At 43.3% G+C, this 11,971-nt stretch carries 11 protein-coding genes; 5 read left to right on the forward strand and 6 right to left on the reverse strand.

Annotation, left to right across the window (positions count from 1 at the left end; all coding sequences use genetic code 11):
• Nucleotides 1-81: 81 nt before the first annotated feature.
• Nucleotides 82-882 (forward strand): DUF2927 domain-containing protein, encoded by an 801-nt coding sequence (locus tag ACED48_RS15525; RefSeq protein ID WP_017057089.1) that lies wholly within the window; start codon nucleotides 82-84, stop codon nucleotides 880-882.
• A gap of 98 nt (nucleotides 883-980) precedes the next feature.
• Here the strand turns inward: ACED48_RS15525 and ACED48_RS15530 are convergent, their stop codons facing one another.
• Together ACED48_RS15530 and ACED48_RS15535 are read right to left on the reverse strand one after the other, a co-directional pair.
• Nucleotides 981-1,370, reverse strand: a complete 390-nt coding sequence (locus ACED48_RS15530; RefSeq protein ID WP_017057088.1) for a DUF2750 domain-containing protein — start codon at nucleotides 1,368-1,370, stop codon at nucleotides 981-983.
• Between the two features lie 149 nt (nucleotides 1,371-1,519).
• Nucleotides 1,520-2,425 (reverse strand): manganese-dependent inorganic pyrophosphatase, encoded by a 906-nt coding sequence (locus tag ACED48_RS15535; protein ID WP_017057087.1) that lies wholly within the window; start codon nucleotides 2,423-2,425, stop codon nucleotides 1,520-1,522.
• Between the two features lie 201 nt (nucleotides 2,426-2,626).
• Between ACED48_RS15535 and ACED48_RS15540 the strand changes: the two genes are divergently transcribed.
• Nucleotides 2,627-3,841 carry a putative manganese transporter gene (locus tag ACED48_RS15540; RefSeq protein WP_017057086.1) on the forward strand — a complete coding sequence of 405 codons (1,215 nt, stop codon included), beginning with the start codon at nucleotides 2,627-2,629 and terminating at the stop codon, nucleotides 3,839-3,841.
• Between the two features lie 292 nt (nucleotides 3,842-4,133).
• Here ACED48_RS15540 and torA read toward each other — a convergent pair whose 3' ends face one another.
• Genes torA through torE form a run of 3 tightly spaced genes read right to left on the reverse strand, consistent with a single transcriptional unit; the run spans nucleotide 4,134 to nucleotide 8,034 of the window.
• Nucleotides 4,134-6,596 (reverse strand): trimethylamine-N-oxide reductase TorA, encoded by a 2,463-nt coding sequence (gene torA, locus ACED48_RS15545; protein ID WP_017057085.1) that lies wholly within the window; start codon nucleotides 6,594-6,596, stop codon nucleotides 4,134-4,136.
• Between the two features lie 24 nt (nucleotides 6,597-6,620).
• Nucleotides 6,621-7,802 (reverse strand): pentaheme c-type cytochrome TorC, encoded by a 1,182-nt coding sequence (gene torC / locus ACED48_RS15550; RefSeq protein ID WP_017057084.1) that lies wholly within the window; start codon nucleotides 7,800-7,802, stop codon nucleotides 6,621-6,623.
• A 49-nt stretch (nucleotides 7,803-7,851) separates the two neighbouring features.
• Nucleotides 7,852-8,034 carry a trimethylamine N-oxide reductase system protein TorE gene (gene torE / locus ACED48_RS15555; RefSeq protein ID WP_017057083.1) on the reverse strand — a complete coding sequence of 61 codons (183 nt, stop codon included), beginning with the start codon at nucleotides 8,032-8,034 and terminating at the stop codon, nucleotides 7,852-7,854.
• Between the two features lie 435 nt (nucleotides 8,035-8,469).
• On the opposite strand from torE, the gene ACED48_RS15560 reads away from it, so the two are divergent.
• Nucleotides 8,470-9,264, forward strand: coding sequence for an ABC transporter permease (locus ACED48_RS15560; RefSeq protein ID WP_017057082.1), 795 nt, complete (start codon nucleotides 8,470-8,472; stop codon nucleotides 9,262-9,264).
• A 287-nt stretch (nucleotides 9,265-9,551) separates the two neighbouring features.
• Here ACED48_RS15560 and ACED48_RS15565 read toward each other — a convergent pair whose 3' ends face one another.
• Nucleotides 9,552-10,859 (reverse strand): hypothetical protein, encoded by a 1,308-nt coding sequence (locus ACED48_RS15565; protein WP_017057081.1) that lies wholly within the window; start codon nucleotides 10,857-10,859, stop codon nucleotides 9,552-9,554.
• Between the two features lie 256 nt (nucleotides 10,860-11,115).
• On the opposite strand from ACED48_RS15565, the gene ACED48_RS15570 reads away from it, so the two are divergent.
• The gene (locus ACED48_RS15570) at nucleotides 11,116-11,346 is read left to right on the forward strand and encodes a TIGR02647 family protein (protein WP_010440041.1); all 231 of its coding nucleotides are present in this window, start codon (nucleotides 11,116-11,118) and stop codon (nucleotides 11,344-11,346) included.
• Between the two features lie 193 nt (nucleotides 11,347-11,539).
• The coding region (locus ACED48_RS15575) for an NAD-dependent epimerase/dehydratase family protein (protein WP_371726455.1) at nucleotides 11,540-11,971 on the forward strand (432 nt) is incomplete at its 3' end.

Below are 11,971 nucleotides of genomic sequence, written 5' to 3' on the forward strand. Positions count from 1 at the left end.
CTTATCGCCTAAGCTCCCATCTCTACCATAATTGAGAGGTGGGAGAACAGATTCAATATTGACCTCAAAGAGGAGAAACACGTGCTGAGACGAACTTCAATTTTCGCACCACTCCTATTCTTGGTATTTCCCCTATTCACATTGCTTTCTTTCAACGTTGTCAGCACTCCGCTGACTTGGCTTGATAAAACGTTTGTCGAAAATGCATTTTACGATGTTGCGCTCCAACATGAATACTCCCAGGGTAATAAACCTCTCGCCAAATGGAAACAGCCAATCAACATATGGGTCGATCACCGAGTCGGCGATGAGGAACTGCATCAAGAGCTCACAGAGCTTCATATCCAACACTTATCTGAAGTCACCCAGCATCCGATAACAATCGTCAGTAAAGAGTCCGAAGCGAACGTTAAATGGATATACACGAGGCAGAGTCAGTGGGTATCTGAGGCGAAATCGGTGCTCAAGCTCAAATCAACTCAGCATTTAAATAGCGCCATCTGCACGGCGGGCTATCGAACCAATTCTAAAGGTGAGATTGTTTACGCTGGGGTTATTATTCCTGTTGATCAAGCAAGGTCACGGGGTAAGCTGGTCGCCTGTATCGTAGAAGAGATCACACAGGTTCTCGGCCTACCGAATGATTCAGATAAAGCCTACCCTTCTATTTTCAACGACCACACACCAGAAGACTTATTATCACCCTTAGATGTGGTGCTACTGCAACTACTGTATGAACCAGAATTGATAGCTGGAATGACAAAACCTGAAGTAAAACCGATCGTTCGAAAGATACTCAAGAGATACAGCAAAACAGGTGTGCTTCAGCAAGCTTCTAAAGCCGCACAGCAAGCGCCGTTGTATCAGTTGATTGGGTATTGACGAAAATAAGTTGGAAGCAACTTAAATTGGATAATTGAATGATAGCGCTGCCTAAGAAAGGCAACGCTGACTTACGATGTTACTGTATTACGAAAGAACTAGCGCTTAGCAGCCTGCTTTTTCAATTCGAAGTCGAACTCATCAGGGAACAAGATAACACCCTCTTCTTGTTCGTTCGGGAATACCACCACAGCAAGTTCATCCTCCTCTAAACCGTTAGTCCAACGGCTATGCCATTTATTCAACGAGATAGACTCAGGTTTACATTCAGACCAATCCCCCGTAGCCCAAGACTCAGCAAACTCTTGATTTGGCCATACTGGAACACAGTCTTCGTCTTCTGTGTTTAGCATTACACAACCGTGTTCATCGGTTAAGATCCATACTTCACGGTTCGCTACGATTTCTTTCACACAGTATTTCAGGCGTTGCTCACCCGTATACTTATTAATTTCAGCGATTTTTTTATCGTCTAGCTGTGTAGTCATCTTAATTTCCTACTTTAGTCAGTAACTTTGCTCTCAAAGCTATTCTATGCCGAGTGCTTTTAACTTCAAACATTATCGATGAAGAAGAAAATCTACTTCAAAGAAAAACGCCTGCTAAAGTAGCAGGCGTTTATTATTAAGTAACTTGATTAAACAAGCTCACCTTGCAGCCAAGGCCAGCCTTGCTTCTTACGGCTTAGTGTATTTTCCATCATCAATACGCCGTCTTTCTCGTGCTTAACCAATTTCTCAGCCCACTCACCTTTGTAAAGAAGGCGAGTTTGCGCAGTAGTGATGTCAGTTAGCATTACCGCAGCAAATGCTAGACCGTCTTTCTCACAACGCTCTTCAAGATCAGCTTCTAAAGCTTCGATCATGCCGTCTACTTGCTCAAGAGTCGCAAGTTCAACTTGACCAACAACAACATCACGACCGTTGAATGGGTAGCCTTTAAGGTCTTTTTCTACTAGCTGTGCAGCAGATAGGCCTTCGATGTTTGTCTTAGCGATTAGAAGCGCTTTGATGAATGCATCAACGTCAGTTACGCCAGCGATTTCAGCAAGCTCAGCAACAGCGTCTTTGTCTTTTTGAGTACATGTTGGAGAAGCAAAACCAACTGTGTCTGAAAGAATTGCAGACATCATTAGTTTAGCGATTTGTTGAGAGATAGCGTGGCCTTCAATCTTGAACATGTTGAAAAGTACAGTGTTTGTACAACCAACAGGCCAGATCCAAGCTTCCATTGGGTTTACTGTCATCACGTCGCCTAGACGGTGGTGATCGACAATACCTACGATCTCTGCTTCAGCAACATCATCTGGTGCTTGTGCTAGATCTGAGTAGTCTACTAGCCAGATTTTCTCACCAGCAACAGAAGTACGAAGTTCTGGCATTTCAGCACCAGCGACTTCAAGAATGTGTTGAGTTTCGCGGTTGATCTCGCCTTGGCGAATTGGTGTCGCTTCCTCGCCACGAGCTTTAAGAAGCTCAGTTGCAACTAACGCACTACAAATACTGTCACTATCAGGGTTTTTGTGACCAACAACTAAAATCATGTTTCTTCCTATTACACTAACAATTATGACTCTACCTTTAGAGCCTCTCTTTATTAGCCATACTTTACCTCATTTTTTTAGATTGGTCATGTTTCGTGGATTTAGCCAATAGTAACAATAGATAAAAAAACAACAAATGCAATTGATAATTATTATCATTCGTATATATTTATCTTAAGCCACTAATTTTGAGTAACACCTATGGATCGACTAATCTCTTTTTTGCCAAGCAGTAGCGCTGCGAAAACAACTCAGTTTTCACTGTCATTTAAGCGCCTGCTTTTGCCTATCTCACTTTCAGCTTTAGTCGCGGTTCCTGCCACGCGAGAATTGACGGTCACCACCTTGTCAGATGCTTTCTGGGCGGTGTCTTGTTATGTCGCTTTAACCTTGGCTATTTACCACTGGTTAAGCCTGTACATCAACAAAGATAACGTCTTCAATAAACTCGTCCATCAATCTCGTTCGAATCAAGTGGTGTTTGCTGCGCTAATGGGTGCATTACCTGGTTGTGGTGGTGCGATAGTCGTTACTACGCAATTTATATCCGGTAAGCTCGGGTTTGGTGCGGTTGTTGCCGTTCTTGTCTCCACCATGGGTGATGCCGCCTTCCTATTAATCGCGAGCGAACCTAAAACAGGTTTAGCCATGATGGCAATGGGCGTGATTGTCGGTACAGCGTCAGGCAGAGTCATTAACCTGTTCCATGCGGATGATTTTTTACGCCCAAAACAGGCTGAACAAAATGAAGCAGTTCTCAGTTGCTCATCTCAATCCCAAGACAAAGAAGCTGTTTCTAAAAAAGCGATCAACCTACAGGGCTACCTATGGTCTGTACTGATTATTCCTGGCGCTGCAGTGGCGCTACTTGGCTCTTTTCAAGTGGATGTGAATGAGTTGCTCGCTTTGCCCGAAATGTCGATGGAATGGGCAGGAACTATTTTGCTGATTAGCTCGATGTTTCTATGGGGACTGACTCGTGAAATTGAAGATTACAAATCAGTCGTAAGTGAAGACGAGAAGTGTGTAGGCTCTCATCCACTACAAAAAACGGCTCAAGATACTAACTTCGTTACTGCATGGGTGGTGGTTGCCTTTCTTTTCTTTGAATTTGGCTCAGTGCTAGCAAATGTGGACTTTACGACGCTATTTTCAAGTTGGGGGATCATGCTCCCCCTCGCGGGCGTATTGATGGGATTGCTACCGGGCTGTGGGCCGCAATTATTGGTCACTAGCTTGTACCTTTCCGGCGCACTGCCACTTTCGGCTCAGGTAGGTAACGCCATTTCTAACGACGGTGACGCATTATTTCCTGCGATTGCGATGGCACCTAAAGCAGCGCTTGTCGCGACGGTGTACTCCAGTGTCCCCGCTTTGATTTGTGCATACGGTTATTGGTTTATGTTTGAGATCTAACTTGAGTAGATTTAACTCCATAGGCTTCTGTAAGGTCGGTACTTTGTATCGGCCTTTTTGTTCCCGTCAGCCTAAGTCTTTCCACAGTTTTTTTCCCTTCCCTTCCTGCTTCACTGTTTCTACTACTGCTCTCAAACAGCACGTTACAGCCTGTATCAAAAATGCCCTCTATTAGCCCTGTACAATGCTTATTTAGAAACACCAACACAGACATCTAAAATACAAAAAGCCCCTGTAAGAGTACTTACAGGGGCTTAATTCAAGCTTTAATCTTGGTTCTTAGGTACAAGACTTAAGAAACTTCGATTGGACCACCGAATGAAGTTACTGGAGGCAATTTGCCTTGGAACTTCTCGAAGTTAACCAAACACGTGTTTGCTGACGTTGCTTGAGCAAGTTCAGACGTACCAATATCTTGAGTTAGTGTGTTTGGATCGCCGTATGTATCTAACGCGCCCACTTTCTCGTTGATCGGACCATACCAAGCACCTTCTTCGATACGAACAACACCAGGAGCATAGCTATCCATTAGAACAGCACCCGCTAGCAGTTGACCACGGTCGTTGAACACACGTACTACATCGCCATCTTTGATACCTTTCTTCTTAGCATCTACTGGGTTGATGTAGATTGGCTCACGGCCTTGTACTGCGTAAGTCGCACGCCACTCTTCAGACTCACACATCTGAGAGTGAAGACGCTTGTCTGGGTGACAAGATTGTAGCCAGTACGGGTGTTTGTCAGAGCCTGGACCACCGTGTGAGCGTTCAGATTTCTCGAACCACATTGGGTGTTCTTGACAGTGCTCGTAACCCATGTTGCCAACAGTACGGCTTGTGATTTCGATGAAACCAGAAGGTGTACCTAGTGCGTTGATCTCTGGATCTTCACGGAATGAAGCGTGACGAGTCCATGGCTTACCTTTACCGAAGTCTAGGAAACCTTTCTCCCAGAACTCAGCAAACTCAGGCATTTCGAAGCTGCCTTCATTTGAAGCGCGACATTCGTCGTACAGTGATTTAACCCACTGCATTTCGTCCATACCACGCGTGTAATCGTCGTAACGCCCCCAACGCTTAGTCAGGCTAGACATGATCTCGAAGTCAGTCTTAGACTGGAACAGAGGATCCACTAGCTTGTGCATCGCGATCAAACCACGACCAGAGTATGCGCCGTAACCATCAATATCGTTACGCTCCCACTGAGTACATGCTGGAAGCACGATGTCAGAGTGACGACAAGTTGCAGTCCAAGCGAAATCAACAGCCACTACAGTTTGTAGGCTCTTGAATGCTTTACGCATCTTGTTGCGATCTTGGTGGTGGTGCCACGGGTTGTTACCACTGAATACCATCATCTTGATATCTGGTAGCGTCACCGTAGAACCGTTCGCTTTGATCTTCTTACCAGGCTCTAACAAGCTATCTACCCAGCGAGCAACAGGAATTACGCGGCTGTAACCGTTGTAATCAGTGTTAGTGTGCTTAGGCGATTGACCTTGGTCGATGTTCAGCGGGAATGAACCCGGAGCAGCGAAGCCAGTTGAAGATACACCGATACCTGAGTAGTGGTGACCATAAGAAATACCACCGCCAGGTAGACCAATTTGGCCAACCATTGCTGCAATAACGGCACACATCCAGTAAGGCTGTTCACCGTGCTCTTGACGTTGAATACTCCAACCAACAAGAATTTGTGTACGACCGTTAACCAGCATCTTAGCGAAATCACGAATTGAGTCCGCGCTTGCGCCACAGATAGCGGAAGCCCATTCTGGTGTCTTCTCAACTTTATCTTTCGTTTCACCTTGAACGTACTTGATAAAGTCTTCAAAACCTAGACAGTAAGTTTCGATGAACTTCTTGTCGTATAGGCCTTCGTTGTAAAGAACGTGAGCAACACCAAGCATGAACGCCACATCAGTTTGTGGGTTGATGTACATTTGCTCGTTTTCTAGATAACGACCTGTTTTGTTTTTAACAGGGTCAACAGAAACAACGTTGATCTCTTTCTTAGCAACTTTTTCTTTCAGCTGTTCTAGGTATGCGAACGACTCGTGAGTCTCACATGTCCAACCTACTTGCAGGTTTTTCACTGGATCGTTACCCCAAAGAACAATGTTGTCACTGTTTTCTAGGATAAGTTCCCAAGATGTACCTTGTGCGTAAACTTCAGTAGAACCTAGTACGTAAGGCATGATCGTTTGACCAGCACCTGTTGAGTAGTCACCGATTTTCTTCACAGAGTAACCGTGAAGTGCCATTGCACGTTGCATGTGGTTAGTACAGCTATGGAACTGACCTGTTTGTCTCCAACCAGTTTGACCCGTGTGAAGCGCCCATGGACCGTAATCTTTCTGTACGCGCTCTAATTCGCGGTAAACAAGGTCCAGTGCCTCGTCCCAAGTCACACGAATAAAGCGGTTGTTACCACGCGTGTCTGCGCTGTACTTGTGCTTCTTCAACCAATCTAGGCGAACCATTGGGTAACGCACACGAGATGGGCTGTAGATAATACCTTTGATACCTTTCAACATCTCCGTTGGATGTTGATCGATTTCGAGAGGCTTAATTTCTTGTACTTTACCCGCATAAACACGAGCTCGGAATGCCCCCCAGTGAGAACCAGAGACTTTCCACGTACCATCAGTTTCTGCTGCTGAAGCCGACGCTGACGCCAATAAGCTTGGACCAATAACGGATGCCGCACTTGTAGTAGCGACACCTTTCAGAAAACTTCTTCTTGTAATTGCCATTGTGTTACTCCAATTGACGTCTTATTAGTGATGGCCTTCAGAAAAATCTGATGAGTGCTTCTGTAGATACTTAAGAACAAGTGCTTCTGTATCTGTATCGAAGTTAACGAATGCGATCATACCATCTAGCATGCCTACCCAACTGTTAGCACTAAAGTGAGCTTCATCAGGTTGTGAGTGACAAGTTGAGCAGTTGGTTTGATACGCTTGACCAGCAGCGTTCCAGATTGGCCCGAAATCATCAACCATAGACTCTTTCTTCATCCAAAGTGCTAGGTTAACTTCCTCCCACGGTAGGCCCGTTAGCTCATCTTCTTTCTTCTCACCAACAGTGATTACGTCACTTTGCGAGACATCTTTCGTCAAGATCGCGGTTGAGATGTTCATACCGAAGTCTTCTTGGATGACACGCCCGAAACCCTTGGCTTTACGCCAACCGTCGATTTGAATCTTGATCATGTCGCCTTTTTCATCGATCACGGCTACTTTACTAGCTGGGCTGAGCAGGCCCGCTTCAACTTCAGCCGTTTCATCCGTGTACATTGGAAGGTGACGGATTGAGATAACCTCATTACCTTCAGAATAAGACGTGCTACCCGCAACTTGCTCAAGCTCACCAACGATACCACTTGCCGATTCCATATCTAATGGAAGGTTGTGTGCAATACCTTTGTGACAATCAACACAGCTTTGATCACGCTCAGCGGCGTTCTTCATTTGGATGCGCGCTGTTGGGCGCATGTTATCGAAGTCCATCGAATCGTAGTTATGGCAGTTCTTACATTCTAGAGATTTGTTCGAAGAGAAACGATCCCATTCGTGTTTAGCCAGTTCGATACGGCGAGCTTCAAATTTTTCAGGGGTATCTAAGTCACCAAATACCTGAGCGAATACTTCTTTAGATGCTTGCATCTTACGAGCAATTTTTGCTGTCCATTCATGTGGAACGTGACAGTCAGGACACGTGGCACGTACACCAGATGTGTTTTTCCAGTGAACTGTTTCTTGCAGTTCTACGTACACATTGTCGCGCATGGTGTGACAGCTTACACAGAATTCTTCTGTGTTGGTTGCTTCTAACGCAGTATTAAAACCACCCCAAAAAATAACACCGGCGATAAAGCCACCCATGGTTAGCACACCAAGACTGATGTGTACTGCTGGGCGAGTCATTGTGCGCCATAATTTCACTAAAAATGATTTCATGTTTAGCTCTCTTAAATATTGATTTCAAAAATGTTGTTACTAGAGTGCATTACATGCCGCCATGAGCACCAGGAGGTCCGAATACAAACACTTGCAATGCCCAAACTAGGAAGCCATAACCGCCTACAAAAGCCACACTTAATATTGGAAAGAGAACCACCGCGATGAAGAGGAAAGACTTCCACTCCAACGAGCGTTTTTCGCCAGTTTTAATTTTATTAACATCACTCATACATTCTGCCTATTTTGTATCTAGTAATTTCGAGTAGCCCATTCTAAGAAGCTAAAGTTATTACGTATCTAACAACAAATCTTAAACCATACATAAAGTAGGGTTCAATCAAATACCTCCTTATTAGCCTTACTAATCAATACTTTTTTGAGCTCATCCAAACTTGTTTTTAGTTAATCAAAGTTATTAAAAAGTATTAACAAATATGAAAAATTAAGCATGTGTTAGATTTGTTAAATACCAACAATTAAGAAACAAAATTATATGAACCGTTAACAAGTTACCTACTAAGTGGTAGCTAAAAAATCCTAAAACGACCCATATTTTGTACTCTGGTTGTTAAATAATTGAGCGATTTTAATCGATAGATTTGAAGCTGAAATGCATCATTTGGCACTTTCAGATATGATGGAGATCTACTTAAAAGGAAGTATTATGCAAGACGTTATTGATATATCTTGGTGGCAGTTGTTGCTATTCAGTTTACTTCTCATACTACCCTTTGCCATCAATCAAAAGCTGAGACTCGGTCTAGGCAAAGAAGCTACTATTAGTATTACTCGGATGGTTGTGCAGCTATTTCTTGTCGGTCTCTACTTAGAGTATTTGTTCACTTTAAACAGCTTGTGGATCAATTTGTTGTGGTTACTCGTTATGATCATAGTGGGAGCGAGCTCGATTGTTGAAAAGTCGAAGCTACCTAAGAACCTACTTTTAGCACCGGTCATTGTGAGCCTTACAGTCACTTGTGTTCCTATTGTCTTGTTTATTTGCTTTTTCATCATTCAGCCGACACCTGTTTTCAACGCGCAATACCTTATCCCCATTGCAGGTATGTTACTGGGTAATAGTTTAAGTAGTAATATAGTGGCATTGCAGAATTTGTTTGGTGCTTTTGAAACGCAGAAATCAGAATATGAAGCGGCAATCGCATTAGGCGCGTCTCCAACCTATGCTGCTGCACCTTTTATGCGCAATGCGATACAGAAAGCGATGTCTCCAATCATGGCCTCTATGGCGACCACAGGCTTAGTGACACTACCTGGAATGATGACAGGCCAGATTTTGGGTGGCGCTTCGCCAATGATCGCGATTAAATATCAACTGATGATCATGCTGGCGATTTTCGTGATGATGAGCTGCTCTCTGGCACTGGCTCTTCACCTTTCATTGAAGACTACTTTAACAAAAGAAGGTCGAGTCCTTGCTCAGGTAAAGCCAGAGCAATGACCTTCCCCTAATCAAGAAACTGGTTACTCACTGAATTTGATACAGGTTATCCACAGAAATTGTGGATAACCAAAAACACCACGATCCTTTTTTGTCCATTTTAACCACTGGAAAGATCATTGTTATTGAACCTTGCTTGATTTCAAAGACATATGTCCGCATCTTGATTAGCGCTGTTGAGTCTTTAAATGATCATTAGAGAGATAAAGAAGTAAGTTTTCCACAAATAAAAAAGCGCCATTAGGCGCTTTCAACTCAATCACAACAAATACACAAAATTAGTTATGCTAAACCGAAGGTTCAACCTCTTCTTCTGATGATTGCTCTAAAGCCGCATCTTTAAGGTTAGATTCAACATTAGAAGGTACTACGTCAGCATCGCTTTCATTGGCCATTTTACCACCTAAGCTTTTCAAACTGTCCACCAACTCTTCCAAGCTTTTTATATGATCATCACTTTTGGTAATCTGCTCATCTAACAGCTCATTATGTTTGGTCGCCTCAGACAGTTGTTGTACCTGCTGCTGATTCTGACTTTCTAACTTAGCTAACTGCTCGGTCAAAGCTTCGATCTCAGATTTTAACAACGAGGTCATGTCTAAGCTCTTTAGTGCTTTAACGCTCTCTACAATCTTCTGCGATTGTTGACGCAACCCAACATCGCGGTAATCTTCATCATTCACGACTTGTGAAATGCTTAACAGCTGATTCTCAGCATTCAAAACGGATTGTTCGAACTTATCCCCTTTCACGCTCGCAAGCATTTTTACTTCATGAGCGACACTGCGCACGTGGTTCAACTCAAACTCCGCAGCGTGAACCGCGTCTTCAATAATAGACTTTTCACGTGGGCTTGCTTTCACTTGATTTTCGGCCAACACGATTCGAGAAGTCGCTTTAGCAAACGTTAGTGGAACAACGTCATCAAAGTCTTCATCCTCTAAGAACTCTAATTGGTCCTTCAAAGGTTCGATGTATTTCTTATGCGCGACTTTTATTTCTAATAAGCGAGCATTATTGAGAAATTCCACCTGCGCTTCTTGAGCGTCTTCAAGTTCATCAACGAGTACGTATTCAAATAATTCGCTGTATTCTGAATACAACTTCTTATAGCGCGATGTAAACATGGTATCTGCACCAAGAAACTTAAGGTACTCCATTTGCGCTATCGAATCGGCAAGTACTCGATCAGCTTTTATCTTTAATACTAAAATCGAGTCATAGTTTGATTTGATCAAAGCAATTTTTTCATCAAAAGCTTCGGCATACGTTAAACTCGAAAAAATCGAATAACTCTTAGTGAGCCGAGACTTATCTTTTATTAGGTCCGCATAAATGCTTTCAGCATCATCCCATGCGTCTAACAGTTCATTGTAATTCTCTGGAGCATAGAGAGACAACTGTGCATAGTCTTCAAGCTTCGCTTCCCACTCGGAGTAAACGCTTTCGACAGAATGAAAAGAACGGATCTCGACTGTTGACCCATTATTGTTATTTGTGGTTTGATTCGCTTCTGTCTGCTCTGAAGGTGTACTCTGACACCCTGCGATAGCAAATAGCATACTAACAACTAATGCTACTTTATTCGCTCTCACTGATGCATATCCTTTTTTATACAATATTCGCTCAATGCAATATATTTCTAGCCTCAATATATTACAACCACTTAGCAATAAACATCACCGATGACTCAACCGAGCAAAAATAACCCAACATCACCAAAATAAACCCACCAATCGTCGATTAATTACCCAATTTCGTGTCACTTATCAATTCTTTTTATTTACTATTGATTGAGCTGAGAATGCACACTAAGGTGAAGATAGAGAACGTTATCAATATAGGTTAATTATGAAGTACAACGCTGAACATATTGCTGATTTAAACCTCCTTCTTCAATTTGATGTAAGTAGCGCCGCTACTGGGATTAAAGTTCATCAAGAGGCTGCTCAAGAAACTCAAGACGCCGTTAAGCGTCTATTCGAAAAGAATCTTTGTACTCAACCAGACGGCGGTTACCTAACTGATGAAGGTATTGAGATGGCTGAGCGCGCAGACAAGCTTATTCGCGTACTAAACTAAAGCTCCATTGTTCCAGTAAAAACTCCACTTGCCTCGGCCGTGGAGTTTTTTCATTTTTGGGCAAAGGTTTGTTAGGCTTATACCAATCACAGTAATTGACTAAGCAACAATAGCGTACAAAATAGCCTGGTGACCCGTTAGTTACTACGGTTGATATTATTGTAAATCCATAACTTACAGTTGTGAGGAACACATGGCTTCTATATTTATAGTCGGTGCGGGATGGGTAGGTGCACCTTTATCTGAGCATCTAGAGAAACATGGTAACCGAGTGGTGGTTACGAAAACGACCCAAGCAGGAGCTGACGCGATTGGCCGTGAGCGTATTCCATGTGAAGTATTTCGGTTTGACTCATCACAGGCAGAACAAACTGTCGGTCAACTTTATTCGCTGTTACTCGAAAATAATGCCGAGATTGTGATTGGTAGCTTCCCTCCTGGCTTTAGAAAAGGTGCAGGCCAACAGTATGCCGATTACTGGAAACAGCTAACCAAAGCTTGTCAGAAGGCAAACGTTAAGAAGCTCATTATGGTTAGCTCAACAACGGTGTACCCAACCAAACCTGGGGTGTGCGACGTGAAGTCGTATGAAGCGCTGTTCACCGCTAAACGAGTGAATCATCTG

Origin of the sequence: Vibrio sp. 5S239 (assembly GCF_041439575.1) — a bacterium.
GTDB classification, from domain to species: domain Bacteria; phylum Pseudomonadota; class Gammaproteobacteria; order Enterobacterales; family Vibrionaceae; genus Vibrio; species Vibrio kanaloae.

Excerpts from the sequence above, each read along its gene's own strand:
- ACED48_RS15530 (WP_017057088.1), bottom strand. The coding sequence starts at position 1,370 with ATGACTACACAGCTAGACGATAAAAAAATCGCTGAAATTAATAAGTAT.
- ACED48_RS15540 (WP_017057086.1), top strand. The coding sequence starts at position 2,627 with ATGGATCGACTAATCTCTTTTTTGCCAAGCAGTAGCGCTGCGAAAACA.
- torE (WP_017057083.1), bottom strand. The coding sequence starts at position 8,034 with ATGAGTGATGTTAATAAAATTAAAACTGGCGAAAAACGCTCGTTGGAG.
- ACED48_RS15560 (WP_017057082.1), top strand. The coding sequence starts at position 8,470 with ATGCAAGACGTTATTGATATATCTTGGTGGCAGTTGTTGCTATTCAGT.
- torA (WP_017057085.1), bottom strand. The coding sequence starts at position 6,596 with ATGGCAATTACAAGAAGAAGTTTTCTGAAAGGTGTCGCTACTACAAGT.
- torC (WP_017057084.1), bottom strand. The coding sequence starts at position 7,802 with ATGAAATCATTTTTAGTGAAATTATGGCGCACAATGACTCGCCCAGCA.
- ACED48_RS15570 (WP_010440041.1), top strand. The coding sequence starts at position 11,116 with ATGAAGTACAACGCTGAACATATTGCTGATTTAAACCTCCTTCTTCAA.
- ACED48_RS15535 (WP_017057087.1), bottom strand. The coding sequence starts at position 2,425 with ATGATTTTAGTTGTTGGTCACAAAAACCCTGATAGTGACAGTATTTGT.